The following is a 24,364-nucleotide window of genomic DNA, read 5'->3' on the forward strand; positions in this document are numbered from 1 at the left end:
CTTCGGGCTCAGCGCGCGGCGCGGCGGGTCTGCTGCCAGGTCAGTTCGATGAGTTCGGGAAGGACGTCAACCCGCGCCTTGGCTTGCGCGCTGGCCGCGTTGCCCCGCAGATAACGCCCCTTGATGCCATGAAAGATCGCGGCGAGCCGGAAGAAATTGAACGCCACGTAGTAATCGTAGTGGGGCATCCCCTCCCGCCCGGTGCGGCGGCAATAGGCAGCCAGATACTCCTCCTCGCTCGGGATACCCGGACGGGTGAGGCCCTCGCCGGCCAGGCCCGCCACGATGTGCGGGGGCATGCGGTACATCATCGCGTTGTAGGCAAAGTCCACCGCCGGATCGCCCAGCGTCGCCAGCTCCCAGTCGAGCACGGCCAGAACGCGCGGCTCGGTGGGATGGAAGATCATGTTGTCGATGCGCATGTCGCCGTGAACGATGCTCGTGCGCGCATCCTGCTCCGAGGGCATGTTGGCGTTGAGCCAGTCGATCACCTTGTCGAGCGTAGCGTCGGGCCCCGCGTCCTCATCGGCAAGGTACTGCTTCGTCCAGCGGCTGACCTGACGTTCCAGGTAATTTCCCGGACGGCCGAAATCCTCCAGCCCCGCCGCCACATAATCGACGTTGTGCAGGTCCGCGAGCGCGCCGTTCATCGCATCGAACAGGGCGCTGCGCTCGGCCGCGTCGACTTCGGGCACCGAGGCATCCCAGAAGATGCGCCCCTCGACCATGTCCATGACGTAGAACCAGGTGCCGATCACGGCTTCGTCGGTACACAGGCCGAAGACGCGCGGGACGGGATAACCAGCGGACGCGAGCCCTGTCAGGACGCGCGCCTCGCGGTCCACCGCATGCGCCCCCTTCAGCAGCACACCGGGCGGCTTGCGGCGCAGCACGTAGCTGCGCGCAGGCGTGTCGAGCCGGTAGGTCGGGTTCGACTGGCCGCCCTTGAACTGGCGCACGCTGAGCGGCCCCTGGTAGCCTTCGATATGCGCCTCAAGCCAGGCTTCGAGGCGGGCCTCGTTGAAGCCGTAGCCTTCGCGCACTGCCGTGGTGCCAAGGTTGTCCTCGCCCTGCGTGCTCATGTGCGGCTCACGTGCTGCTTCTTGATCTTCTTGGCGAGCGACCACTTGTGGACCTCTGTGGGCCCATCGTAGATCCGGAAGGCGCGCACTTCGCGGAAGATCTGCTCGACCACGGTGTCGCCCGAGACCCCCGAGCCGCCCATCACCTGCACGCTGCGATCAGCAATGCGCATCAAGGCCTCGCTCACCGCGACCTTGGTCATCGAGCTTTCGGTGGTGCCGTGCGCGCCGGTATCGAGAACACCGGCGCACCAGTCGATCATCAACTCGCTCTGGCGCAGGTCGATCTCGTTCTCGGCGAGCATGAAGCCCACCCCCTCGTGGTCGACGAGGAGCTTGCCGAAGGCCTTGCGGGTGCAGGCATAGCGCGTCGCGATCTCGTGCGCGCGGCGGGCCGAGCCGTGCCAGCGCATGCAGTGCGACAGGCGCGCCGGCGAAAGGCGCACCTGCGCATAGCGAAAGCCCTCGCCCGCCTCGCCCAGCATTTGGTCGGCAGGCACGCGCAGGTTCTCGATGGCGACCACCGCGTGGCCGCCGGGCATCGAACTGTCGATGGTGTCGAGCACGCGCTCGATGCGGATGGCGGGATCGGGCAGGTCGGCAAGGAACATGCAGGCGCCTTCCTCGGCCTTGGCCATGACGATGCCGACCTTCGCCCCTTGCGCGCCGGTGATGAAGGCCTTGCGCCCGTTGATGACCCAGTGGTTGCCATCGAGCCGGCAGGTGGTCTGCATCATCGTCGGGTCCGAGCCCGCGCCGCCGTCCTCGGCCGGCTCGGTCATGAAGAAGGCGCTGCGCGCCTCGCCCGACACGAGCGGCGCGAGAAAGCGCGCCTTCTGATCGGGGCTGGCGACCTTGCCGAGCAGGAACATGTTGCCTTCATCGGGCGCCATCGTGTTGAGCGCAACCGGCCCCAAGGGCGAGAGCCCGGAGGCGCGCAGCACCTTGGCCGTATCGACCTGCGAGAGGTGCAAACCATCCGCAAGGATGTGCGGTGTCATCAGCCCCGCCTCGCGGGCCAGCGCGCGCATCTCGGCGACGAGGTCCTCGCTCGGGCCGTGGCCGTGCGTCTCGATGCGCGGATCGCTCTCGAAGGGAATGATCGTCTCGCGCACGAAGGCTTCGACCTTCTGGGCGAGCTCCTCTCCGGTTTGCGTCATGGTCTTGGGGTCCTTCGCGAATTCAGGGAATGGGAGGGGGCTCACAAGGTGGAGACGAGATGGCCGCCGTCGATCTCGAGCACCGAGCCGGTCATGTAGCTGGAGGCCTCAGAGGCGAGCAGGAGCAGTGCCCCGTCAAGCTCTTCGGGCTGGCCAAGACGCCGCTGCGGGATGCGGCGCAGCATGGCCTTGCCCGCTTCGCTTTCCCAGAATTCGGCGTTGAGATCGGTCGCGATATAGCCCGGGGCTAGCGCGTTGACGCGCACGCCATAGCGCGCCCATTCGAGCGCCAACGTGCGGGTAAGCTGGATCGCGCCCGCCTTGGAGACGGCATAGGAGACCACCCCGCCCGCCTGACGCAGGCCCAGGATCGAGGCGATGTTGATGATCGAACCACCCTTCCCGCGCGCTTTCATGGCACCTGCCACGGCCTGCGATACAAGGAACATGCCCTTGAGATTGGTGTCGATCACCGCGTCCCAGTCGGCCTCGGCGTGGCTCAGCGCGGCGCCATCGCGCACGATGCCGGCGTTGTTGACGAGGATGTCGACCCGCGAGAGGAGGTCGCCCAGCGCCGCGATACTGGCCGGGTTGGCCACGTCGAGCGCGACGGTTTCGCACAGGCCGCCCTGGCTGCGGATCTCCTCGGCCACGCCTTCCAGCGCCTCAGCCCGGCGCGCGCCGATCACGACCTCGGCCCCGCTGCGCGCCAGGACCTGCGCGAAGTGGGCACCCAGCCCGCCCGAGGCCCCGGTCACGAAAGCGACCTTTCCCGATAGATCGAACAGGTTCTCCATGCGCCTCACGCCCCGCCGTCAGTAGGACTTGGGAAGGCCGAGCACGCGCTCGGCAATGAAGCACATGATGAGCTCGCGGCTGACGGGCGCGATGCGCGGCAGCATCACTTCGCGCAGGTACCGTTCGACATGGTACTCCTTGGAATAGCCCATGCCCCCGTGGGTGCGCACGGCCTGGTCGCAGGCCTCGAAGGCGGCGTCGGCGGCGAGGAACTTGGCGCTGTTGGCCTCGGCCCCGCAGGACTTGCCGCCATCGTAGAGGCGCGCGGCGTGCCAGATCATCAGGTCGGCCGCCTCCAGCGCCATCCAGTTCTGCGCCAGGGGATGCTGGATCGACTGGTTCTTGCCGATCTGGCGGCCAAAGACGACGCGCTCGTTGGCATAGTCCACCGCCTTGGAGAGCGCCCGGCGCCCGACGCCCACGGCCTCGGCAGCGACCAGGATGCGTTCGGGGTTGAGGCTGTCGAGCAGGTAGCGAAAGCCCTTACCCTCCTCGCCGATGCGATCTTCCTCGGGCACTTCGAGGCCGTCGATGAAGATCGAGTTGGAATCAACCGCAGCCCGGCCCAGCTTCTCGATCCCCGTGATCGCGATACGGCGGCGGTCGAGTTCGGTGTAGAACAGGGTCATGCCATCGGTCGGCTTGGCGTACTGCTCGATGGGGGTGGTGCGGGTGAGAAGCAGTATGCGGTTCGCCTGCTGGGCGGTTGAGGTCCACACCTTCTGCCCGTTGACCACGTACTTCGTGCCCTGCTTCACCGCGCGGGTGGTGATGTGCGTGGTGTCGAGCCCGGCATCGGGTTCGGTCACGCCGAAAGCCACCTTGTCGCGCCCTTCGACAAGCGCGGGGATGAAGCGCTCCTTCTGCTCCTGCGTGCCGTGGTTGAGGATCGGGTGGGGCCCGAAGAGGTTGATGTGGATGGTCGAGGCCGCGGCCATGACACCAGCCGAATTCGCCACGGTCTGCATCATCAGCGCGGCATCGGTCACGCCCAGCCCGGCGCCGCCGAACTCCTCGGGCATGGTGATGCCCAGCCACCCGGCATCGGCCATGGCGGTGTGGAATTCGTGGGGAAACTCGTGCTTGCGCTCCTTTTCGAGCCACCAGTCATCGTCGAACCCGTCGCACACCGCGCGCACCGAGTCGGCGATCTGAACCCGTTCTTCGCTCCACTCGATACCGGCGGGGAGTTCGTCGATCCGCATTGTCGCTAGTCCTTGAACATGAGGGGCGCGCGTCAGGCGCGCGCGGGATAGGAGTTAAACAGGCCCGCCTTGGCGAGCCGGGAGGGAAGCGGGCGGCCCACGATCCGTTCGGCCAGGGCGACGACCTCGACGAGGCGCGCCAGGTCGATGCCGGTGGCCAGCCCCATGGATTCGCACAGAAGCACCAGCTCCTCGGTCGCGATATTGCCGGCAGCGGCCGCGTTGCCCGCAAAGGGGCAGCCGCCGAGGCCTCCGACCGAGGCGTCGAAGCGCGAGGCCCCCATTTCGAGCCCGGCCAGCGCGCAGGCAAGGCCAAGGCCGCGCGTGTCGTGGAGGTGGAGCGCGATGGGTTGGCCGGGCCAGCGTTCGCGCACGGCGCCCATCGCGCGGCGCACCGCATCGGGCGTGGCCGAGCCTATGGTGTCGCACAAGGTGACGTGGCTGGGCGCGTGTCCGCGCGCGGCGAGCAGATCGAGCAGGGGCGCTGTGCGTTCCACCACCCGGGCCGGGTCGATGGCGCCTTCGTAATTGCAGCCAAAGGCGGTGAAGATGTAGACTGGACCGTTGTTCAAGCCATGGGCTTCGAACAGGTCGAGCATCTGCTCCTGTTCGGCAAGGTACTGCTCGGGCGTGCGGTTGTTGTTCTTGAACAGGAACGTGTCCGAGGCGCTGGCGCTGAGCGTCGCCATCAGGTCGAGCCCGCTGTTGGCCGCGCGCAGGAACCCGTTCTTGCTCAGCCACATGCCGCGGTAGCGCACGCCCTCCTTGCGGTGCACGCGCTCCGCGATCTCTTCGGCATCGGCCATCTGCGGCATGACCTTGCGGCTGACGAACGAGGCGCAGTTGATCTCGGCAAGGCCGGTTTCGGCCAGCGCCTCGATGAGTTCGACCTTGGCGGCAACGGGAATGCCAGGCGGTTCGGCCTGAAAGCCTTCGCGCGGGCCTTCCTCGAGGATTTCAACGAAACGGGGCAGATCGCTCATGGGGATTCTCCTCGCCTACTTTCCGGTCCAGACCGGCGCGCGCTTCTCGCGGAAGGCGGCCAGCCCCTCGGCGGCGTCCTGGGTGAGCGGGATCAGCGCGACCTGGCCTTCCATGTGGGCGAGCGCCTGCTCCACGCTCATGTCGGCAATCGCGCGCAGGGCGTGCTTGCCAAGCCGGATCGCGGTGGGCGACTTGTCGACGAGGCGGGCGAGCAGCCAGTCCACCTTGGAGTCGAGTTCCTCAGGCTCCACCACGTAGTTGACGAGGTCGATGGACAGCGCCTCATCCGCGCTGATCGGCTCGCCGGTGAAACACATCTCGGCAAAGCGGCGGCGCGGGATCAGCGATTGCAGCAGCGCGGCAACCTGCATCGGAAACAGCCCCACCTTGACTTCGGGCAGGCCGAAACGCGCCGTGCTCGCCGCGACGGCCATGTCGGACATGGCGAGGAGGCCCATGCCGCCTGCCAGGCACCAACCCTGCACCCGCGCGATGAGCGGGACCGGCAGGCGCGCAGCCGCGCGCAGGAGATCGGCGTAGACAGTCGTCGGTTTGTGATGCTGCGGCCCGAAGCTCGCCGCCTCGCCGCCTAGGTCCGCGCCCGAACAGAACGCCTTGTCTCCGCTCCCTGTCAGAACCACCGCGCGGATCGGCGAGGCGTGGTCGATGGCTGCGAATTCGCGCGTGAGGGCGAGCATCGTCGGCTCGTCGATGGCGTTGCGCTTTTCGGGCCGGTCGATGGTGAGGCGAAGGACATTGCCTTCGATTTCGCGAAGGAGGCTCATCGTGCGGCTCCCCGATCAGAAATTGACATTGTCGCCGCCCTTCAGTTGCAGCATGGCGCGCGCTTCGTCGGGTGTCGCGATCTCGAGGCCGAGGTTTTCGAGGAGGCCGCGCACCATGCGCACCTGCTCGGCGTTGCTGGTGGCCATGCGGCCCTTGCCGCCCCACAGCGAATCCTCCAGCCCCACGCGCACGTTGCCGCCATTGACCACCGCCTGCGTCGCAATCGGCATCTGGTTGCGCCCGGCACCCAGCGCCGACCAGCGGTAGTCCTCGCCGAACAGGCGATCCGCGGTGCGCTTCATGTGCAGCACGTCCTCGGGGTGGCCGCCAATGCCGCCCAGGATCCCGAACACGCTCTGGATGAAGAAGGGCGGCTTGATCAGGCCGCGCTCGGCAAAGTGGGCGCAAGTGTAGAGGTGGCCGATATCGTAGCACTCGACCTCGAAGCGGGTGCCGTTCTCAGCGCAGCTGGTCAGGATCGTCTCGATGTCGTCGAAGGTGTTGCGGAAGATCCGCCCGCTCGACCCTTCGAGGTAGGGGCGCTCCCAGTCGTGCTGGAAATCCTTGAAGCGGCCCAGCATCGGGAACAGGCCGAAGTTCATCGAGCCCATGTTGAGCGAGGCGACCTCGGGCTTGTAGTGCATCGCGGGCGCAAGACGTTCCTGCGTCGTCATCAGGGTGGAGCCGCCGGTCGTCACGTTGATGACGACGTTGCTCGCCTGCTTGATGACAGGGAGGATGTGTTCATAGGCCGCGACCGACTGGTCGGGCTCGCCGGTTTGCGGGTTGCGCGCGTGGAGGTGGACAATCGAGGCCCCGGCCTCGGCCGCCTCGATTGCCGAATGCGCGATCTCGGAGGGTGTCACCGGCAGGTGCGGCGACATCGAGGGGGTATGGATCGAGCCGGTGATGGCGCAGGTCACGATCACCTTGCGCGACGTCTTGGCCGGATGGGGTTTCGCCGGGCTGGCTGTGGTGGTCATGTTCGGGTCCTCATCCCAGCTCGATGGCCTGTGCCATCAGCTCTTCACGATGGTCAGGGTGGGCGATCTGCGCCAGCGCAATGGCCCGCTCGCGCACCGACAGATTGCGCAGGTCCGCAACGCCATGTTCGGTCACCACGCGCTGCACGAACGTGCGCGAGATCGTCACGATCTCGGAATCGAGGCGCCTGACGATGCGCGAGGCGCCCTTGTTGGTGGTGGAGCGCAGGCCGATCACGCTGGTCGTGCCTGCAACCTGACCGGCTATGGCGAAATCGACGCTGCCGCCGATGGCGCCCGCCTGCTTGCCGCCCAACGTCTCGCAGTTGACCTGGCCAAAGAGGTCGATCTCCAGCGCCGAGTTGATCGAGAAGATGTTGCCGCGCTGCACGAAACTCTCGGGCGTGTGCGTGGAGGAGGCATCGGCCAGCGCGATGGCGGGATTGCCGTCCACCCAGTCATAGAAGGCCCGCGTACCTAGGATGTCGCCGACGAAGGCCTTGGGATCGGCCTTGCGGCAACATCCCGCCTCGATCAGCTGCATGGCGCTGTCGGTGACCATGGAGATGATCGAAAGGTCGCGGCAGCCCCGTTCGATCATCGCCTCCACCGCGGCGCCCGGAATGCCGCCGATGCCGAACTGGAGCGTGGCCCCGTCCTCGACGAAGCCAGCGATGGTACGGCCGATCTCCTGATCAATGGCATCAACAGGGCGGAACGGGAACTCGATCAGCGGGACTTCTTCCTCGACGATGATGTCGAAGGCATCGCCCGTCACGAGGCTGTCGCCCAGGGTTCGCGGCATCGCGGAATTGATCTGCGCGATCACGGTCTTGGCATTATTGATCAGCGCGCGCGCGACAGTGGCGTTGACGCCAAGGCTGTAGCGCCCCTCTTCATCGGGCGCGCTCACCTGGATGAGCCCGACGTCGATCGGCACCTCGTTGAGGAAGCGCCCGGTCTGCGCCCAGGTCAGCGGAAGATACTCCGCCTTCACGTCGGCGGCCGTCTTGCGCAGCAAGGTCCCGGGCATGAACCAGGTCTTGAAGCGGATCTTGCCCGCGGCGGGCCCTTTCAGGAAGTCGTAACCCGACAAGAGCATGCCCGAATAGACGGTGATCTCGTCCAGCGCCTCGGCGCGCTCCCACAGCGCGCAGGTCAGCGCCTGCGGCTCGGCCGAAAGATGGGGGAAGGCCACCGTCATGCCGCTCTCGACGTGCGCGAGCGCTTCACGGGCCGTCATCGTCTTCATCGCGTTCCTCTCCGGGACCGGTCGTGCTGCGCCGGTCGCGCTGTTCTTGCTCCTTCGTGGTTAGCGCGATTTGCAGGTCCCGCCACAGCCCTCCTGAACGGAAAGGAGTATTCCGGCAGGCGCAAAGACACGCTTGCCACCAAGCCACGGGGATACCCTGTGAAACGCCGCCGCGCGGGAAAGTCATTCGCGGCCAGTGCAACGGCCCGGCGCTTTATCGACCGCACAAGCTGGGGCACAACGAGGGCACAAACCGGACCTGCGCCCCAGCTCTGGGGCACAAGTCCTTAAAAGATGGATTGGCGAGAGTGACGACAAGTATCGCAGGGATCGGTCAAACCGAATTCTCGGTCCGGTCGGGGCGCAGCGAACTGCAGCTCGCGATCGAGGCGATCAAGGCCGCCGTGGCCGACGCAGGGATCGACATCGACGAGATCGACGGCCTGGTGCGCTACACCTGGGACAACACGACCGAGGCCGCGATCCTCAACGCGCTGGGCCTGCCCCGCCTCACCTACTATGGCGAGACCGAATTTGGCGGGGTCAACTGCTGCGGTGCGATCGCGCAGGCCTGCGCCGCGATCGAGGCGGGGCTCGCCTCGTGCATTGTCTTCTACCGCGCGCTGAACGCCCGTTCGGGCACTCGCTATGGCCGGGGCGACCGCATTCTTTCCGAAGAGAACGGCCAGCTCGTCAACCGCCAGATGGAGCCGCCGGGCGATGTCTACTCGGCGCCGTTCGGCCTCCTCGTGCCCGGGCAGCACCATGCGCTCTACGCGCGCGCCTACCTCGACCACTATGGCCTGAGCGATGATCAGTGCGCCGAGATGCTGGGCTCCATCGCCGTAACCCAGCGCGCCTATGCCAACGCCAATCCGCGCGCCCTCCTGCGCGAGCGAGAGCTGACCATGGAGCAGTACCTCGCCGGACGCATCATTTCCGAACCCTTGCGTCTCTACGACTACTGCCTCGAAACGGACGGGGCCATGGCCATCGTCATCACCTCGAAGGAAAAGGCGAAAAGCCTGCGTTCGCGTACCGTCGATGTGCTGGCCGCGCAGCAGTACGTCCACCCCGGCTCGGTCCCGATGTTCCTCTATGCCGAGGACACCCACCGCCTCGTGCCACCCGAAGCCGGGGAGATCCTGTTCCGGCGCGCAGGTGTCAGCGCGCAGGAGATCGACGTCGCCATGTTCTACGATGCCACCTCGATCATGGTGCCCATGGCGCTGGAGGATTTCGGCTTCGTCGAGCGCGGCGGGGCGCATGATTTCCTGACCTCGGGCGGCAATGGCCCGGGCGGACGCCTGCCCATCAACACCCATGGCGGGCTCCTGTCCGAGGGCTACTTCCACGGGCTCAACTCGATTGCCGAAGCCGTGCGCCAGCTGCGCGGTGAATCCCCCAACCAGGTCGATTGCGAGACTGCCTTCATGACACTTCGCGGTGCCAGCTCGATGATCCTGGGGCGCGCATGAACATCGTACGCCCTGCCGACGAGCTTCTCGATCAGCCGTTCTGGCGCCACCTGGCCGCAGGACAGCTCCACCTCAACGCCTGCGAGGCCTGTGGCGCGTTTCGCCATCCGCCTGGCCCCTGCTGTCCCAAGTGCCGCCACATCGGTGAGCACTGGGCCCCGGTTTCGGGCCGCGCGACGCTCCAGTCCTACACCACCGTGCGCCATCCCGTGCACGACCGGCTGACCAGCGCGGTGCCCTATGTCGTCACGCTCGTGCGCCTTGCCGAAGGGCCGCGCATGATCAGCGGCATCCCGCCCGGTGAACACTACGACCTCAAGGTCGGCCTGGAACTGGAGTGCAAGGTGATTTCCTACGACGCGCGCTTCGCCCTTCCCTTCTTCGTTCCCGTCGCACAGGTGCAGCCATGATCTCCTCGATGATCCCGTGCGATCCCGATGCCGCCCCGGCGCTGGAAGGTATCCGCGTCCTCAGCCTCGAATGCTTCATCGCTGGCCCCACCACCTCGATGTGGCTCGCCGACATGGGCGCGGAAGTCATCAAGATCGAGCAGCCCGGCCATGGCGAGCCCTGCCGCACGATCGCGCCCAAGAAGAACGACGCGCACGGGCAGCCCCGCAGCCTGGGTCTCCTGCGCGCCAACCGCAACAAGAAGAGCCTGACCCTCGATCTCAAGAGCGAGGAAGGCAAGGCGGTGTTCGAGAAGCTCCTGGCCGAGGCCGACGTCCTGCTCGACAACCTCAGCCCTGAGGCCGTCGCGCGTATGGGCTTCACCTGGGAGCGGCTGCAGGCGATCAACCCCAGGCTGATCTACACCACGATTTCGGGCTTTGGCCGCTCGGACATGTCGCAAGGGCCCTACCAGCACTGGCCCGCCTTCGACATCGTCGGGCAGGCCATGGCGGGCCTCATGCAGCGGCCCGAGCGTACCGGCACCGACCCGGCCTATCTCGGCTTCCCGCTGGCCGACATCCAGGTTGGTATCGTCGCGGTCACCGGCACGCTCCAGGCCCTGTTCCAGCGCACGCGCACCGGCAAGGGACAGCGTGTGGACGTGGCCATGTACGATGCCGCCCTTGCCATGAACGAGCTGGCCATGATCCTCAACACGGCGATGGGCATCGTGCCCGAGCCCGGCCTCCATGCGCTGAGCTATCCCTTCGGCACTTTCCGCGCGCGCGACGGCTCGGTCGTCATCGCGGTGCTGGGCGAAAAGATCTGGGCCCGCTTCTGCGAGGCAATCGGACGCCCCGAACTCGGCAGCGATGAACGCCTGCAAAGCGGGGTCGAGCGCAACGCCCATGCCCACTGGCTGACCCCCCTCATCAACGAATGGCTGGCCGAGCGCGACCGCGACGAGGTCGTGCCCTACCTCATCGCCAAGGGCGTTCCGGCGGCTCCCATCCAGGACGTGGATGACATCGCCAAGTGCCCGCAGGTGGCCGCGCGCGAGATGCTGATGGAAATCGAGGACCCGGCCTGGGGCCCGGTCCGGGTCACCGGACAACCGATCAAGACCAGCGGCTCGCCCCCGCCCCGCCGCGATCCGCCTCCCAGTCTGGGGCAGCACTCCGAGGAAATCCTGCGCGAAATCCTGGGCATGGATGCTGGCCAGATCGATGGCTTGCGCGCCGCCGGTATCGTGTAAGAGATCAGGACATGAGCGAACACACCCTCACCTTGCGCCATCCCGATCGCCTCTTCATCGGCGGCGAATGGATGGCCCCTTCGACCGGGCGGACCATTCCCGTCATCGCCTCGCACAACGAGAGCACCGTATATACGGTGGCCGAAGGCGTGGAGGCGGACATCGAACGTGCGGTCGCCGCCGCGCGCACCGCGTTCGACGAAGGGCCCTGGCCGCGCCTCTCCCATGCCGAGCGGGCCGACTGGATGCGCCGCATCGCCGACGCCTTCGAAGCCCGTTCGCGCGAATTCGCGCTCACCTGGACGCTGGAATCAGGCGTGCTCTTCTCGGCCGCGTGCGAGCGCATCGGCGGAGCCATGGCGCGTCCTTTCCGGATCTACGCGGACTACGCCGAGAGTTTTGCCTGGCGTGAGCGGCACCGGCATATTTCGGGCATGGAGGCGCAGCTGGTGCGCGAACCGGTCGGCACGGTCGCGGCCATCGTGCCGTGGAACGGTCCCGGTCCCCTCATGGCCCAGAAGTGCGCGCCCGCGCTGATCGCGGGCTGCACCGTCGTCGTCAAACCCTCGCCCGAGGCGCCGGGCGCAGCCTATCTCTTCGCCGAGATCTGCGAGGACATCGGCCTTCCCGCAGGCGTCATCAACGTCGTCATGGCCGACCGCGCCGCCTCCGAGGCGCTGGTGCGCCATCCAGGCATCGACAAGATCACCTTCACCGGCTCCACCGGCGCAGGCCGCGCCATCGCCTCGGCAAGTGGCGAGCGCATTGCCCGTTTCACGCTGGAACTTGGCGGTAAGTCGCCCGCCGTGATGCTCGACGACTACGACCTTGATGCCGCCGCTCAGACCATTGCCGCGGGCTGCAGCTTCCTGACCGGACAGGTCTGCCACAGCCTCACGCGGGTGATCGTCCACAAGGACCGCCACGACGCCATGGTCGCAGCGCTCGCGAAGGCGGTCGGCGCGCTCAAGGTCGGCGATCCCTTCGATCCGGCAAGCACCGTGGGGCCCCTCGCCACACAGCGCCAGCGCGAGGCAGTCGAGGGCTTCATCGCCAAGGCCGTGGAGGAAGGCGCCCAGCTTGCCGTGGGCGGAACGCGTCCCGAAGGGCTGGACACCGGCTTCTACGTAACCCCCACCGTGTTCGGCAACGTGCGCAACGATTCCACGCTGGGGCGCCAGGAGGTCTTCGGCCCCGTTCTCGCCGTGATCCCCGCCGAAAGCGAGGCGCACGCGATCCAGCTCGCCAACGACACGATCTACGGCCTCAACGCCTCGGTCTTCACGCGCGACCCTGAGGCATTCGGACGCGTGGCCGCGCAGATCCGTGCCGGGACCGTCGGCCACAACGCCTCGCGCACCGACGCCACGATCAGCTTTGGCGGCTTCAAGCAGTCAGGCCTTGGCCGCGAGGGCGGGATCGAGGGGCTGATGTCGTTCATCGAATCCAAGCTGATCGTACTGGATAGGCCCTATGTCGACTGAGCCCGAACAGAGCCCCGCCATCGCCGAGATCATGCGCGTCTACGAGGCCGTGCCCGAGTTCGAGCGGATCCGGCGCACCGTCCTCATGGGCGACCTGTGGGAGCAGGGCGAACTGCCCGCGCGCGAGCGTAGCCTTGTCACTTGCGCGCTGCTCGCCGCCTCCAACCGGCGCGATGAGTTGGAATCGCACGTGGCCAAGGCTATCGGGAACGGCGTGACACCCGATGAGTTACGCGGGTTGATCGTGCACCTTGCGTTCTACGCCGGTTGGCCTTCGGGCCTGCTGCTGGGACGCGCGGCCCTGCCCTATCTCGAAGCCTCCCCGCAGCAGCAGGGCTGACCCCCGCCGGTGTGCGGCCGGCCAAACAAGGATCCGAACCGTTATGCGACCCACCCGGGCATTCGCCGCCCGCCTGATCGGTACTCTTGTGGGAATGGGCGCGCTCGGCGCCCCGGCAGCCCAGGCGCAGGAACGCCCGCTCCCGCAGGTCCGCGTCGAACAGGGCGCGCTTTCGGGCGTGTCGCAAGGCAAGGTCGAGGCCTTCCTCGGCATCCCCTATGCCGCGGCGCCAGTTGGCGAGCGTCGCTGGAAGGCCCCTGCCCGCGCATCGGCCTGGGACGGCGTACGCGCCGCCGATACCTTTGGCGCCAGCTGTATCCAGCCCGAAGGCCAGGGCGACTACGGCCCCTGGACCCGCGAATATGTGGTCACGCAAAATTTCAGCGAGGATTGCCTCACCCTCAACGTCTGGCGTCCGTCTGCGCAGGCCACCGGGTCGTCGGACGAGACGCCGGCAAAGGCTCTTCCAGTCATGGTCTGGATCCACGGGGGCGCCTTCACCTCGGGCTCCTCCGCCGTGCCGATCTACGATGGCCACAACCTCGCCACGCGCGGGATGCTGGTGGTGACCCTGAATTACCGCCTCGGCGCCCTCGGGTTCCTTGCGAGCGAGGGCCGGAACGGCCTTTCGGGCAACTTCGGCGTGCTCGACCAGATCGCTGCGCTCGCATGGGTGAAGCGCAACATCGCGGCCTTTGGTGGCGATCCGGACAAAGTGACGATCGTGGGCCAGTCCGCGGGCGGGATGAGCGTCCACACGCTCCTGTCCGCACCCGCAGCCCGCCGCCTTTTCCGCCAGGCCATCGTTGAATCGGGCCTGCCCGCTCCCGGCATGGCCCGCTCCATCGCGGATGCCCGCGCAAACGGCAGCGCGTTCCTTGCCGGACTTGGTGTCTCCAGCGTGGCGCAGGCGCGCCAGCTTCCCGCCCAGAAGCTCGTCCCCGCCCCCGGCGGCGCACCTTTGCGTTTTGGCCCAGTCGTGGACGGCAAGGTGCTGCCCCGCGACCCCGGAACGAGCGAAGGCATCGCCGCGCTGGCCGACGTGCCGATGATCGTGGGCATGAACCGGGACGAGAACGTGACCCGGCGTCCCGTCGCCCCCGCGCTCTCCCAGGACGAATGGCACGAAGAGCTCAAAACCAACTTCCCCGATGCCAGTGCGGATCTTGCCGCACTTTATGCCGCCACCAGCGACACGGGCCGCGCTGCAGCGGCGCACCGGATGCGCTGGCAACGCGGGCTCGGCGCGCATCTCGTGTGGGCACGCGAACGCCACGCGCACGCGCGGTCTCCCTTCTACACCTATTTCTTCACGCATGCCGAACCGCCGGCCCGGGACGCCCGTGAAGCGGCGCGTTGGGGGGCCTTCCACTCCTCCGAGATCCCCTACCTGTTCGGCACGCTCGGCACGTCTCCGGCCCGGGATTTCGGTTTCGACGACTGGCGCGTGGCTCTGACCATGTCGGACCTGTGGTCCAGCTTCATCACGAGCGGCATGCCCACGTCCACGCTCACTCCGCACTGGCCCACCTTCGATCCGGCCAATCCGCGCGTTCTCGTAATCGAGGCACAGTCTCACACCGAACCTTTCCTCGACGAGAAGACGCGTCAGGTGCTCCTCGACTATGCGCAAGGAACCGGCACGCTCAGCATGTTCTGAGGGGCGAGCCGTACCCCGCTTCAGTACGCCGCGTTGAGCCCGGCGAAGAAGCTGCGCGCGCGTCCCGGGAAGCCATCGGTCAGGACGTGGTGGTGGTCGAACAGGTTGCGGGCACCTGCGATATTCGTGGGATCGTCGAGATCGCGGTGGGTCCAGGTGTAGTTGCCCCCAGCGAGAACACGGGCGACAGGCGCGCCGCGGCCGAGGCTTCCGCACCATAGTATTCACCGCTTCCCAGGTTTCGGCTCTGGCTGACCGCCTCGCCTTCGTAGATCATCGGGAAGGCGACGATCGCGTTACTGACGTGCGAATAGAACACCGCGCCGGCCAGTTCGACAGGTCAGAACCGGCGCCTTGCGCCCACTTCGTAGTGGGTGGCCCGCTCGGCCTTGAGGTCGGGATTGGAGACCGCCCCTCCGAACCGCGACCTGAAGCGCTCGGCCAGCGTCGGGGTCTGCTGGAGCTGGTTCTCCGCCGCCAGACTGTAGGTTTCCTCGCGGCTTGTCTGGTGCGGCTCGGTCACGCCCGTGGCATAGCTCAACTGCCACTCGGTGTTCGTGTCGCCGCCGGTCGAAACCGTGACACCGGGCATCAGGCGCACAGCATCATCGAGCGTCTGGAGCTGGAAGGTGCGCATCGCTTCAGCATCGAGCGTGTCGAGCGAAATGCCCAGTTCGTCCTCTTGCGTCCCTTCGACCAGGATCTGGCCCAGGCCGAAGGTGCCCGATGCATCCCCGCCTTCCTCGGCGCTAGCGGGAACGGACATGGCGCAGGCCAGCACGGCCGCAATTGCGGTGGACTGTCGCATACGAAGTGGCCCCACCTGTTGGAAATCGTCCGGTGCGATTCCGCGCTTGAGGCGGGGGAGGCAAATCTATATTACGGTGAATATTATATTCGTCAGAATATAGCTAGTTTTCGTATCAGGAGACCGAAGGATGGCCACGGAATGAGGAAGAACATAACAATTTCTTGGCTTTACCTCGCTGCAGGAGGCGCCCTTGCGCTTCATCTGACCACTCCGGCCGCCGCGCAGGACTGCGCAGATCCCGCGCTTCCGGCGGAATTTTCCAACTGGGCCAGCCCCGCCGCACAGGAGGCTGCCCCCGATGAAGGCCATCTGGACGACGCCGCGATCACCGTTGGCCAGGCCGTCGAGGTGACGCTCCGGCAAACTCAGCTGGTCACCTATCCGGTCCGCCCCGCCAAGCCGGTAGGCTCGGTCAGCCATGGCGGGCTCCTCCGCTTCCATGTCCCCAAAGCGGGGACCTACCGCATTGCGCTGGGCACACCGGCCTGGATCGATGTCCTGAAGGGCACAGAGCCCCTCGTCTCCTCGGCCCACGGCCATGGCCCCGAATGCTCGGGCATCCGCAAGATCGTCGATTTCGACCTCACGCCGGGGACCTACACGCTCCAGGTCTCGGCCAGCGCCAGCGCGCAGGTGTCCGTCCTCCTCGTCCCGGCCGCGTGAGGCGCGCACGTCGAACTTGGCCGACGCCTGTTCTACGAGGCCGATCTTTCCATCAACGGCACGATGTCCTGCGCGACCTGCCATGAACAGCACCACGCCTTTGCCGATGGCAACGCCACCCATCCCTGCGCGCTCGATGATCCGGGCCGACACAACGTGCCCGGGCATGCAGGAAATCATCGGCAGAATGCAGGTTGCGGGCCGCTTTCGCACCGGGCCGCTGAGCGACCTCGCCGTGACCACGCCCTATCTGCAAGACGGATCGGCCCCTGATCTCGCCTCCGCGATCGTGCAGCATCGGCAGGTGCCGACCTATTCCGCGCAGGGCATGGCCCGCCTGACCGCCTTTCTCGCCAGCCTTACCAACGAGGGGTTCCTCACAGATGCGCGCTTCGCGCTTCCCCAGACGGCGTGCGGCGTCCCGCTGTAAGGCCGGGCCCCTTGCGGGGAGCCCTCATAGAATCCGCCCGAGACGATAGGTGAGCGAGAAGAAGCCGGTCGGCTGGGTGCGGTGCTCGACCAGCGGGCTGCGGTGCACATCGCCCAAGAGCCGCGTAACCCCGAGGCTCCCGCTTGCGGAAAGCCGGTCGGTCAGGCGGTAGGAGGCCGTCAGCGAGGCCGAGGCGTCGATGAAGCCTGCCCCCGGCTCGAAGCGATCTAGGCCCGAGTTGATCGCTTCAAGCCGGTCGATCCCGAAATAGCGGTCGTTGTTCTTCGCATTGCCCCAGGTCGTGGCGAGCGCCGGGATCAAAGTCAGGCGCTCGGACATGGCAACCGGATAGGCCAGGCTTCCGTCCACCGTGGTGCCACGCGTGCCCCCGGCAAAGCCCTGGGTGCCGCCCAGATTGGCGATCACGCCGCCCAGTCGCGCCGTTGCGAAGATACGCGCGCCCGCACCGTAACTGACGTGGTCGACGCCCTCGGGGACATCCCGGCGGCGGTAACCCGGGGTCAGCGTAACGCTCGCGCCCAGCGTGACGTCGCGGGTCTTGATCGCCTTGGCGCCGAGCGTGGCGGCATCAGCCAGCTTGCCCTGCGAGGTGGTGAACATGGTAACGTCCGCGCCCTCTGCGGCAGCCAGCTTCACGGCGAGGTGGCCAAGCCCGCCGATCCCGACAACACCCACGCGCATGCCCCTGGCGATGTTCCAGTGGTGGAGCGGGGAGAAGGTGGTGACGCCCGCGCACAGAAGTGGCGCCATCGCCGCAAGATTGCCGGTCTGGGGCATGCGGATCGCAAAGTGCTCGGTGACGGTGATGCCCTGCGACCAGCCCCCTTGCGTCACACCGCCGGGCACGTCCGCCTTGGAGCCGTACGTCCAGGTCGCGCCGTTGAGGCAGTACTGTTCAAGGTCTGCGGTGCAGTTCGCGCAGCTCCCGCAGCTGTCGACCATGCAGCCCACGCCCGCCATGTCGCCCACGCGAAAGCGGGTGACCTGCGCGCCCACGCCCACGACCCGGCCGACAATCTCGTGCCCGGGCACGGTCGTCCCGCGCACCGGGCCCCACTCGCCGCGAATGGTGTGGATGTCGGAGTGGCACACGCCGCAGTACATCGTCTCGATGGCGACGTCGCGTGGACCGAGCGCGCGACGTTCGAGCGGGATCGCGCGGACCGCGCCGCCGCCTGCGGGGACGCCGTAGCCGGTCAGTGTACGCGCAGCCGTCAAATTTCCCGGGACGGCCTTCGCCGCAGCGCTGGCATTCGCGGCAAGCCCGACAGCCGCCGCGCCAGCCCCCAGCCCTGCCGCACCTTTCAGAAAGCCCCGCCGCCCCGCATCATGGCTGGCTTCGGGAGAGAGGAGATCGCCGGGCGCCGTGGCATCGCAGATCTTGCACACCGAACGTGTCCTTGCAGGCGGGCGCGCCACCGGGGTGCGCCGCGCGATTTCAGAGGAAAAGGTAAGGGGTCAGGCGAGACCCGCCGCGCTCCACAGCTTGTCATGGAACAGGGGCACCATCTCGGACGGCATATAGGGGCCAACTGTGCTGTTCGGTGCCAGATGCATCGCCTCGCGGCCTTCGCGGGTGTAGACCGGCCACTCGGGCAGGCCGGAGGCTGCTGGCGCGCCGGTCTTCGCGAACGTGACCCAGGCCTCGGACACCACCTTGGCCAGGGCGGCGGCTTCCTCGCCGCCGCCGGTCATGGTGCGGCCCGCCTTGGTCTCCACGTTGGCGAAGACGAAGGGGATTTCCATTGTGTGCGGCGAGAACAGCTTGCCATCCGCGATCGGGCTCATCCAGTCGAAGCGGTAGGCATGGACGGGCGCGCCGCCCTCCACGGCCGCGCGCGCATCGAGCACCGCGCTGCTGAGCGCACCCATCATGTAATCCGAGACAATCCGGAACCACAGCGCGGAAGGCGCGTAGTCCTGGAAAGCGGCCCTGTAGGTGGACAGCACCTTCGGAGCGTCGCTATCGAACATTCCGCCCACGCGCGCCTCGAGCCCTGCCGGATCGAGCGTGTAGGCGGCCTTGTCGCCGAGCATGAACAGCGACATCTCGGTACCCGTCTGGCCGACCATCAGCGGCACATCGTGGCTGCTCCGCGCGGCGACGGGATCGTAAACGTGCGCGGGCAGGACATCGTCTTCGAGTACCGGCCAGAAGCCGCTGGGAAAGCCCGGCGCGCGCATCGACATCGGTGTCTTCGCCATGACCGCGGACTCTGCCTCAAGCAGTTGCTCGAAGGTGATCTCGTGGAGTTTGTCGGCGGTCTCGGGCGTAACCTGGAGCGCTTCGAGAACCCCGCGTGCGACCTCGTCGGCCTCCGCATGGCTGGCAAAGCGCGTGAGCGGGCCGCTCTCGACCACGGCGCGATGGAACAGGCCCTTGGCCATCGGACTTCCCAGCAGGGTGTTGACCTTCCAGCCTCCACCCGATTCCCCAAAGATGGTAACGAGATCGGGGTTGCCGCCAAAGGCCGCGATATTCGCCTTCACCCATTCGAGCGCGGCGATCATGTCCTTGATGGAAAGGTTCGCGCTGTCGGCAAAGTCCCCGCCGAGCACGCGCGAGAAGTCGGTCAAGCCCGAGGCGCCGAGGCGATGGTTGATGGTGACGACCACCACGTCGCCGCGCGCGGCAAGGTTCTTCCCGTCGTAGATCGCGCAGGAGCCGCTGCCGCTCGTCCAGCCCCCGCCATGAAGCCAGACCATGACCGGCAGTGAGCCATCCGCGCCTTCGGGCGTCCACACATTTAGCGCGAGGCATTCGTCGCCCGACTGGACGTAGGCGGGCGGATCGAAGGCGGGCGTGACCGGCGAGCCGCCGGTCGGGTCCGAAGCCTGCTGCGGCGAGGACGGGGCGTAGCGCAGCGCTTCGCGCATCCCGTCCCAGGGCGCGACTGGCTGGGGCGGCGCAAATCGGTTGCGACCCGAAATGGCTTGCGCATAGGGAATGCCGAGGAAGCGGTAGACGTTCTCGACCCGCTCGCCGCGCACGGTGCCCGCCTTGGTCGCCACTTCGGGGGACGCGGATGCGGAAATCAGCGGCTTGGCCTGCGAGCAGGCAGCAAGCACCACGGCGGCCCCGGCTGCGCCCGTGGCAAGGGCGCCGCGGCGGCTCATGGCACCGAAAGGACGAAGCGAGCGATTGGACATGTCAGGCTCCAGGCATTGGCAAGGGATGCGGACAGGGGTTTGCGGCGTTGGCTTTGCAGAAATGCGAACCTATGACGGCCATGGCGCCCGCATCTGCCACTTGGTTGTGTCGGCAGCTCCCGGCCTCCCGCCAAGGGTGGCGCCGAGAGTAATGGATAAATGACCTTGGGTCGGATATAATGTGACCCTTGGTCAGTTATCAAGTTTAAAAGTGTTTCCGGGGAAGAAGTTGCATGCCGCTGGCTGAAAACAGGAAAAGGGCGCGTTCGGACGCAGAGAAGAAGGCGCGCAAAGCCGCGATCCTCGCTGCGGCGCGGGCGATGATCGGCAAGGACGGCTTTGAAGGCGTGACCATGAACGAGCTGGCGCGCCGGGCGGATCTTTCGAAGGGGACGCTCTATCTCTACGTCCGCAGCAAGGAAGAGCTGTTCCTGGCCCTGTTCGAGAACGCCCTGGAGGACCTTGTCGTGCGGATCGAGAGCGAGGCAGACGCTGCCAACCTGCTCGAGGTGATGGCCCGGGCCCCCCAGGAGGTACCGCTTTTCCTGCCGCTGCTGGCCCGGCTGATGTCCGTTATCGACATCAACGTCGCGGACGAGCCCCTGTTTGCCGCCAAGCGGCGCATGTTCGCGCTGGGGGCGCGGGTCGGCGAGGTGATCGCAAACCTGACCGGGGCCCCGCACGAAGAGGCACGCGATGCCGCTTCGGTGCTGATGCTGGCGATGCAGGGCGCGGCCCAGTCGGACCTTTCCGCGCAGCGCGATCCCGCCACGATCCCCGACGACCTCAAACCCGCCTACGCCGCCCACGCCTTCGCCCGGCGCTTCCCGGCTGCCGTGCGCCTTATCCTCGGCCCGCTGTTCCAGAACGCTACGGCGGCCTAGAACAGGCCAAAGGCGCGGCCGTGGCTGCATTTACATGCTGCGCTTCGCCGAACGGGCGATCTTGTCCTTGACGTAGATGGCCGCCGTTGGAGAAACCGAGTTGGGATCAACCTTGCGCACTTTCATCGCGTAGATTGCGACGCCAAGACTTGCACGGGGCGAGCGCATCGCGCACACCAAAGGCATGAGCACCCAAACCAGCTGTCCAACGCCCGAAGTGCCCGCCACCGCCGCGACGACCGACCTGACCTCAGGAATGGTGCGCATCGAAGGGGGCACCTTCACCATGGGCTCCGAGGATTTCTACCCGGAGGAAGCACCCAGGCGACAGGTGCGGGTGGACAGCTTCTGGATCGACGAGATACCGGTCACGAACCGTGAATTTGCGCGCTTCGTGGAGGCGACCGGTCACGTGACCTTTGCCGAAATCGCGCCTGACCCCAAGGACTATCCGGACATGCTTCCGGGCATGGACAGGCCCGGATCTCTGGTCTTTCGCAAGACCAGTGGGCCAGTCGACATGGGCAATCCCGGCAACTGGTGGCATTTCGAGTTCGGGGCGGACTGGCGCCATCCCCTTGGTCCCGGCGCCGACATCGAGGAGCTCGGGCTCTGGGATCATCCGGTCGTCCAGGTCGCCTACAGCGATGCCGAGGCCTATGCGAAGTGGGCTGGAAAGGAATTGCCGACCGAAGCCGAATTCGAATACGCGGCACGCGGCGGGCTGGACGATGCCGCCTATGCCTGGGGTGATGAGCTCGCGCCGGATGGACAGATGATGGCCAATTACTGGCAGGGCCTGTTCCCCTTCGCCAACACCATGGCCGATGGCTGGGAGCGGACCTCGCCCGTGCGCAGCTTTGCGCCCAACGGGTATGGGCTCTACGACATGATTGCCAATACCTGGGAGTGGACCTGCGACTGGTGGTCGCAGAACCCGGGCGCGGCGGCGCTGGCGAAGAAGAGCAAGGGCAGCTGCTGCACCATTGCAAATCCGCGCGGCGGCAAGCTCAAGGAGAGCTTCGACCCGGCGCAACCCAGGATCAGGATCGGACGCAAGGTGCTGAAAGGCGGCTCGCACCTATGTGCGGCAAACTACTGCCAGCGCTACCGCCCGGCCGCGCGCCATCCCGAGGCGATCGACAGTTCGACCACGCACATCGGCTTTCGCTGCGTCCTGCGCGGGGCCTGAACCCCAAAGTAGCCGACCGGGCCGACAGGAGCGACCTGCCAGCCCGGCTCACATGATTACCCCGCTCAGGGCTTCAGATGCGTCTCGAAGAAATCGAGCGTGCGCTCCTGCACGTCGATCTGGTGTGCGCGCTGCTGGATGGAGTGCCCCTCGCCCGGATAGTAGACGAGCTCCACCGGCTTGTTCAGCCGCGTGAGGCCGGTGTAGTACTGCAACGACATATCGGGCGGCACGCGGGTGTCCGCCTTGCCATGCAGCAGCAGGACCGGCGTTTCCACCTTGTCGAGCAGACGTACCGAGGACACCGCATCAAGATCGTCAAGATGCTCCTGCGCCTCTCCGAAGTAGGCGGCCGAGAAATCGGGAATGTCGGTCGTGCGGGCGAGAACCGCCATGTCGACCGGAGCCGCGCCGATCACCGCCGCCTTGAAACGATCCGTCTGCGTCACGCTCCAGGCCGACATGAAACCGCCATAGCTCCAGCCGCCAATGCCCAGATGCTCCGGATCGGACGTGCCATCGGCCACCAGCTTGTCGATGCCGTCCATCATGTCCTGGTAATCCGCTCCGCCCCAGTCGCTACCTACCGCGCGGGCGAACTCGGTGCCCTGCCCGTCCGAGCCGCGGATGTTGGGAAGCAGCACGGCGTAGCCATGGGTCGCAAGCATCTGCGCCCATTCATGCCAGCTTCCCAGCCAGCCGGACCACCAGGCCCATTCCGGGCCGCCGTGGATCTGCACCACCGTGGGGAGCGCTGTCTTGCCGTCGTATCCCGGCGGCGTGACGAGAACGCCGTAGATGGTGCGGTCATCGACCGTGCTGGTCCAGGAGACCTCGCGCACGTCGCCAATCGTCCAGTCGGCAACCTGCGGGTTGATCCGGGTAATGGCCGTGGCCTCGCCGTTGGGCGTCAGCGTCCAGATGTCGGAGGGACGCTCCGGGCTGCTCAGCGCGACGGCAATGCGCTGGCTGCTGGCGTCGAGAGCAAGGTCGTGCGCTTCCCCATCCAGCTGGGCCAGTGTTTCGATCCTGCCATCAAGCTTGATCCGGACGATCTTGGAGCGCGTCGCCTCGAAGGTTGTCGCGAGGATCGAGCGGCTGTCGGGCGCCCAGGTGAAATGGGTGAAGAGACCGGGATACTGATCGCCGAGATTCAGCGTCTCGCCACGGGTGAGGTCATGCACGCGCACGGCCGAACCGATGGGGTTGTCGCCGTGAACGACCGAGGAAAGCAGCTTGCTTCCGTCGGGCGACCAACTGATCGGACCGCGCGAATGGGCAATCAGGGTTTCGCCCAGCTTGCCGGTTTGCGGATCGAGCAGCGCGACACCAGTGCCGTAGAAGAAAGTGTTGATGTCGGTGTTGTCCGCCGTGCTTACCGCGATGTACGAACCATCGGGCGACCAGGCCAACTCCGAGATGTTGAGGCCATCGGGCGAGACCCGGCGCGCCTCGCCTGTCTCCAGATCGAGGATCCAAAGGCGTGTGAAGTGGCCCGGCTCTCCATAGACGACTTCGTCGCGGCCCGCCTCGGCATCGGCCTGCTCTTCGGGCGTTTCGGGATCGGCCGCGAGGAAGGCAAGACGGCGGCCATCGGGCGCAAACGCCAGCTTGGTGACCGAGCTGCGCAGGGCCGTGAGCGGGATGGCTTCACCGCCATCGACGGACATCATCCAGGCCTGCGTCGTGCCCTTTGCCTCGCCCTTCCCGGCGCGGGCGCCTTCGACCTCGGTGGTGAAACGGAACTCGGTGTTCTCGTCCTCGATGAGGGGATTGGCGCGGTCGGAGAGGAAGGCGATGCGCTGGCCACGCGGGCCCCACTGCGGCGACGTGCTGACGCCCTTGGCTCCGGCGAGGAGCCTGGCAGGCCTGCGGCCATCGGTCGGGACGAGCCAGATGGACTGGCGCTGTGAGCCTGCCGTCGCGATCTGGTTGGTCACGGTATAGAGGATGCTCTGGCCATCGGGCGACATGGCGATTTCCCGCATGTCCTTGAGGCCCACGATATCCTCGGGCGAAATCGGGCCGCCCTGTTCGGCCTTCGAGGTCTGTTCGGATGGCTCGGAAGGAGCGGCGAAGGCGACGGCCGGCCCCATCGCCAGCACGGCGGCGAGGACGGAACGGATCATGTAGTGCATTGGCGTACCCTTGTGGCGCCCCGGCTTCGTTGCGCAGGCTTGGCTGCGACGGGGCGCCCCGCGCATAAGACCGGAACTTGCGCGATGGGAAGGGTAAGTTGGCGTTTTCAAACAGATCGCGCGTCTTGTTCACAAGCTTGCGCCGATCCTTCTCCTGACGAGATCGAAACGCGCATGCCCAATTGCGCACATGACATCTGGCTCTGTGTGCACTA

At 66.7% G+C, this 24,364-nt stretch carries 24 protein-coding genes; 10 read left to right on the forward strand and 14 right to left on the reverse strand.

The genetic code is table 11. The annotated features are described in order from the left end of the window. Positions 1-8 precede the first annotated feature (8 nt). From LC060_RS10600 to LC060_RS10635, 8 genes are read right to left on the reverse strand one after another with little or no spacing between them, the layout of a single operon-like run. Positions 9-1,082, reverse strand: coding sequence for a phosphotransferase (locus tag LC060_RS10600; RefSeq protein ID WP_226635403.1), 1,074 nt, complete (start codon positions 1,080-1,082; stop codon positions 9-11). Further along, a complete protein-coding gene (locus LC060_RS10605) occupies positions 1,079-2,242 on the reverse strand; it encodes an acyl-CoA dehydrogenase family protein (protein WP_226635405.1) in 1,164 nt (387 codons plus the stop codon). The genes LC060_RS10600 and LC060_RS10605 overlap by 4 nt, the downstream gene beginning before the upstream one ends. Positions 2,243-2,283: 41 nt before the next feature. After that, positions 2,284-3,039 (reverse strand): SDR family NAD(P)-dependent oxidoreductase, encoded by a 756-nt coding sequence (locus LC060_RS10610; protein ID WP_226635407.1) that lies wholly within the window; start codon positions 3,037-3,039, stop codon positions 2,284-2,286. Positions 3,040-3,057: 18 nt separating this feature from the next. Further along, positions 3,058-4,245 (reverse strand): acyl-CoA dehydrogenase family protein, encoded by a 1,188-nt coding sequence (locus LC060_RS10615; protein WP_226635409.1) that lies wholly within the window; start codon positions 4,243-4,245, stop codon positions 3,058-3,060. A gap of 32 nt (positions 4,246-4,277) precedes the next feature. Continuing rightward, the gene (locus LC060_RS10620; protein WP_226635411.1) at positions 4,278-5,228 is read right to left on the reverse strand and encodes a hydroxymethylglutaryl-CoA lyase; all 951 of its coding nucleotides are present in this window, start codon (positions 5,226-5,228) and stop codon (positions 4,278-4,280) included. Between the two features lie 15 nt (positions 5,229-5,243). Next, positions 5,244-6,014, reverse strand: a complete 771-nt coding sequence (locus tag LC060_RS10625; RefSeq protein WP_226635412.1) for an enoyl-CoA hydratase-related protein — start codon at positions 6,012-6,014, stop codon at positions 5,244-5,246. Positions 6,015-6,029: 15 nt separating this feature from the next. Continuing rightward, positions 6,030-6,998, reverse strand: coding sequence for a 3-keto-5-aminohexanoate cleavage protein (locus LC060_RS10630; protein WP_226635414.1), 969 nt, complete (start codon positions 6,996-6,998; stop codon positions 6,030-6,032). A gap of 10 nt (positions 6,999-7,008) precedes the next feature. After that, positions 7,009-8,250, reverse strand: coding sequence for an acetyl-CoA hydrolase/transferase family protein (locus tag LC060_RS10635; protein WP_226635416.1), 1,242 nt, complete (start codon positions 8,248-8,250; stop codon positions 7,009-7,011). 308 nt (positions 8,251-8,558) lie between these two features. Here LC060_RS10635 and LC060_RS10640 point away from each other — a divergent pair, with 308 nt between their 5' ends. The 6 genes from LC060_RS10640 to LC060_RS10665 are packed head-to-tail and all read left to right on the forward strand — an operon-like array spanning position 8,559 to position 14,860. Further along, a complete protein-coding gene (locus LC060_RS10640; RefSeq protein WP_226635417.1) occupies positions 8,559-9,728 on the forward strand; it encodes a thiolase C-terminal domain-containing protein in 1,170 nt (389 codons plus the stop codon). Continuing rightward, complete coding sequence (locus LC060_RS10645; protein WP_226635419.1) at positions 9,725-10,138, forward strand: Zn-ribbon domain-containing OB-fold protein; 414 nt, start codon at positions 9,725-9,727, stop codon at positions 10,136-10,138. Before LC060_RS10640 ends, LC060_RS10645 begins: the two co-directional genes overlap by 4 nt. Next, positions 10,135-11,376 (forward strand): CaiB/BaiF CoA transferase family protein, encoded by a 1,242-nt coding sequence (locus LC060_RS10650; protein ID WP_226635421.1) that lies wholly within the window; start codon positions 10,135-10,137, stop codon positions 11,374-11,376. Before LC060_RS10645 ends, LC060_RS10650 begins: the two co-directional genes overlap by 4 nt. Positions 11,377-11,387: 11 nt before the next feature. Beyond that, a complete protein-coding gene (locus tag LC060_RS10655; RefSeq protein WP_226635422.1) occupies positions 11,388-12,860 on the forward strand; it encodes an aldehyde dehydrogenase in 1,473 nt (490 codons plus the stop codon). Then, positions 12,850-13,200, forward strand: a complete 351-nt coding sequence (locus LC060_RS10660) for a carboxymuconolactone decarboxylase family protein (protein WP_226635424.1) — start codon at positions 12,850-12,852, stop codon at positions 13,198-13,200. The genes LC060_RS10655 and LC060_RS10660 overlap by 11 nt, the downstream gene beginning before the upstream one ends. 43 nt (positions 13,201-13,243) lie before the next feature. Beyond that, the gene (locus tag LC060_RS10665; RefSeq protein WP_226635426.1) at positions 13,244-14,860 is read left to right on the forward strand and encodes a carboxylesterase/lipase family protein; all 1,617 of its coding nucleotides are present in this window, start codon (positions 13,244-13,246) and stop codon (positions 14,858-14,860) included. 79 nt (positions 14,861-14,939) lie between these two features. Here the strand turns inward: LC060_RS10665 and LC060_RS10670 are convergent, their stop codons facing one another. After that, on the reverse strand, positions 14,940-15,179 hold the full coding sequence (locus LC060_RS10670) for a hypothetical protein (protein ID WP_226635428.1): 240 nt from the start codon (positions 15,177-15,179) through the stop codon (positions 14,940-14,942). 21 nt (positions 15,180-15,200) lie between these two features. Next, on the reverse strand, positions 15,201-15,668 hold the full coding sequence (locus tag LC060_RS10675; RefSeq protein WP_226635430.1) for a Plug domain-containing protein: 468 nt from the start codon (positions 15,666-15,668) through the stop codon (positions 15,201-15,203). Positions 15,669-15,809: 141 nt separating this feature from the next. Here LC060_RS10675 and LC060_RS10680 point away from each other — a divergent pair, with 141 nt between their 5' ends. Continuing rightward, positions 15,810-16,334, forward strand: a complete 525-nt coding sequence (locus tag LC060_RS10680; protein ID WP_226635432.1) for a hypothetical protein — start codon at positions 15,810-15,812, stop codon at positions 16,332-16,334. 106 nt (positions 16,335-16,440) lie between these two features. Further along, positions 16,441-16,764, forward strand: coding sequence for a hypothetical protein (locus LC060_RS10690; protein ID WP_226635434.1), 324 nt, complete (start codon positions 16,441-16,443; stop codon positions 16,762-16,764). 24 nt (positions 16,765-16,788) lie between these two features. Here LC060_RS10690 and LC060_RS10695 read toward each other — a convergent pair whose 3' ends face one another. Both LC060_RS10695 and LC060_RS10700 read right to left on the reverse strand, forming a co-directional pair. Then, entirely contained in the window at positions 16,789-18,174 is a 1,386-nt protein-coding gene (locus LC060_RS10695) for a MipA/OmpV family protein (RefSeq protein WP_226635435.1), read from the reverse strand. Between the two features lie 69 nt (positions 18,175-18,243). Further along, positions 18,244-19,935: a carboxylesterase/lipase family protein gene (locus LC060_RS10700; protein ID WP_226635437.1), complete on the reverse strand. Its 1,692-nt coding sequence runs from the start codon at positions 19,933-19,935 to the stop codon at positions 18,244-18,246. Positions 19,936-20,168: 233 nt separating this feature from the next. Here LC060_RS10700 and LC060_RS10705 point away from each other — a divergent pair, with 233 nt between their 5' ends. Further along, positions 20,169-20,819, forward strand: a complete 651-nt coding sequence (locus tag LC060_RS10705) for a TetR/AcrR family transcriptional regulator (protein ID WP_226635439.1) — start codon at positions 20,169-20,171, stop codon at positions 20,817-20,819. A gap of 30 nt (positions 20,820-20,849) precedes the next feature. Here the strand turns inward: LC060_RS10705 and LC060_RS10710 are convergent, their stop codons facing one another. Further along, positions 20,850-20,987, reverse strand: coding sequence for a hypothetical protein (locus LC060_RS10710; protein ID WP_226635448.1), 138 nt, complete (start codon positions 20,985-20,987; stop codon positions 20,850-20,852). Between the two features lie 88 nt (positions 20,988-21,075). Between LC060_RS10710 and LC060_RS10715 the strand changes: the two genes are divergently transcribed. Then, positions 21,076-22,011, forward strand: a complete 936-nt coding sequence (locus tag LC060_RS10715) for a formylglycine-generating enzyme family protein (RefSeq protein ID WP_226636502.1) — start codon at positions 21,076-21,078, stop codon at positions 22,009-22,011. Between the two features lie 65 nt (positions 22,012-22,076). Here the strand turns inward: LC060_RS10715 and LC060_RS10720 are convergent, their stop codons facing one another. Then, positions 22,077-24,149 carry a S9 family peptidase gene (locus LC060_RS10720; RefSeq protein WP_226635450.1) on the reverse strand — a complete coding sequence of 691 codons (2,073 nt, stop codon included), beginning with the start codon at positions 24,147-24,149 and terminating at the stop codon, positions 22,077-22,079. Positions 24,150-24,364: the final 215 nt, after the last annotated feature.

This window comes from Novosphingobium profundi (assembly GCF_020524485.1).
In the GTDB taxonomy this organism is placed as follows: domain Bacteria; phylum Pseudomonadota; class Alphaproteobacteria; order Sphingomonadales; family Sphingomonadaceae; genus Novosphingobium; species Novosphingobium profundi_A.

Bases quoted from the DNA above. Each gene is read 5' to 3' on its own strand.
- LC060_RS10655 (WP_226635422.1), top strand. From the start codon at position 11,388: ATGAGCGAACACACCCTCACCTTGCGCCATCCCGATCGCCTCTTCATC.
- LC060_RS10710 (WP_226635448.1), bottom strand. From the start codon at position 20,987: ATGCGCTCGCCCCGTGCAAGTCTTGGCGTCGCAATCTACGCGATGAAA.
- LC060_RS10605 (WP_226635405.1), bottom strand. From the start codon at position 2,242: ATGACGCAAACCGGAGAGGAGCTCGCCCAGAAGGTCGAAGCCTTCGTG.
- LC060_RS10620 (WP_226635411.1), bottom strand. From the start codon at position 5,228: ATGAGCGATCTGCCCCGTTTCGTTGAAATCCTCGAGGAAGGCCCGCGC.
- LC060_RS10645 (WP_226635419.1), top strand. From the start codon at position 9,725: ATGAACATCGTACGCCCTGCCGACGAGCTTCTCGATCAGCCGTTCTGG.
- LC060_RS10615 (WP_226635409.1), bottom strand. From the start codon at position 4,245: ATGCGGATCGACGAACTCCCCGCCGGTATCGAGTGGAGCGAAGAACGG.
- LC060_RS10700 (WP_226635437.1), bottom strand. From the start codon at position 19,935: ATGTCCAATCGCTCGCTTCGTCCTTTCGGTGCCATGAGCCGCCGCGGC.
- LC060_RS10720 (WP_226635450.1), bottom strand. From the start codon at position 24,149: ATGCACTACATGATCCGTTCCGTCCTCGCCGCCGTGCTGGCGATGGGG.
- LC060_RS10600 (WP_226635403.1), bottom strand. From the start codon at position 1,082: ATGAGCACGCAGGGCGAGGACAACCTTGGCACCACGGCAGTGCGCGAA.
- LC060_RS10650 (WP_226635421.1), top strand. From the start codon at position 10,135: ATGATCTCCTCGATGATCCCGTGCGATCCCGATGCCGCCCCGGCGCTG.
- LC060_RS10625 (WP_226635412.1), bottom strand. From the start codon at position 6,014: ATGAGCCTCCTTCGCGAAATCGAAGGCAATGTCCTTCGCCTCACCATC.
- LC060_RS10690 (WP_226635434.1), top strand. From the start codon at position 16,441: ATGGCAACGCCACCCATCCCTGCGCGCTCGATGATCCGGGCCGACACA.
- LC060_RS10680 (WP_226635432.1), top strand. From the start codon at position 15,810: ATGAGGAAGAACATAACAATTTCTTGGCTTTACCTCGCTGCAGGAGGC.
- LC060_RS10635 (WP_226635416.1), bottom strand. From the start codon at position 8,250: ATGAAGACGATGACGGCCCGTGAAGCGCTCGCGCACGTCGAGAGCGGC.
- LC060_RS10610 (WP_226635407.1), bottom strand. From the start codon at position 3,039: ATGGAGAACCTGTTCGATCTATCGGGAAAGGTCGCTTTCGTGACCGGG.
- LC060_RS10660 (WP_226635424.1), top strand. From the start codon at position 12,850: ATGTCGACTGAGCCCGAACAGAGCCCCGCCATCGCCGAGATCATGCGC.
- LC060_RS10705 (WP_226635439.1), top strand. From the start codon at position 20,169: ATGCCGCTGGCTGAAAACAGGAAAAGGGCGCGTTCGGACGCAGAGAAG.
- LC060_RS10675 (WP_226635430.1), bottom strand. From the start codon at position 15,668: ATGCGACAGTCCACCGCAATTGCGGCCGTGCTGGCCTGCGCCATGTCC.
- LC060_RS10630 (WP_226635414.1), bottom strand. From the start codon at position 6,998: ATGACCACCACAGCCAGCCCGGCGAAACCCCATCCGGCCAAGACGTCG.
- LC060_RS10715 (WP_226636502.1), top strand. From the start codon at position 21,076: ATGGTGCGCATCGAAGGGGGCACCTTCACCATGGGCTCCGAGGATTTC.
- LC060_RS10665 (WP_226635426.1), top strand. From the start codon at position 13,244: ATGCGACCCACCCGGGCATTCGCCGCCCGCCTGATCGGTACTCTTGTG.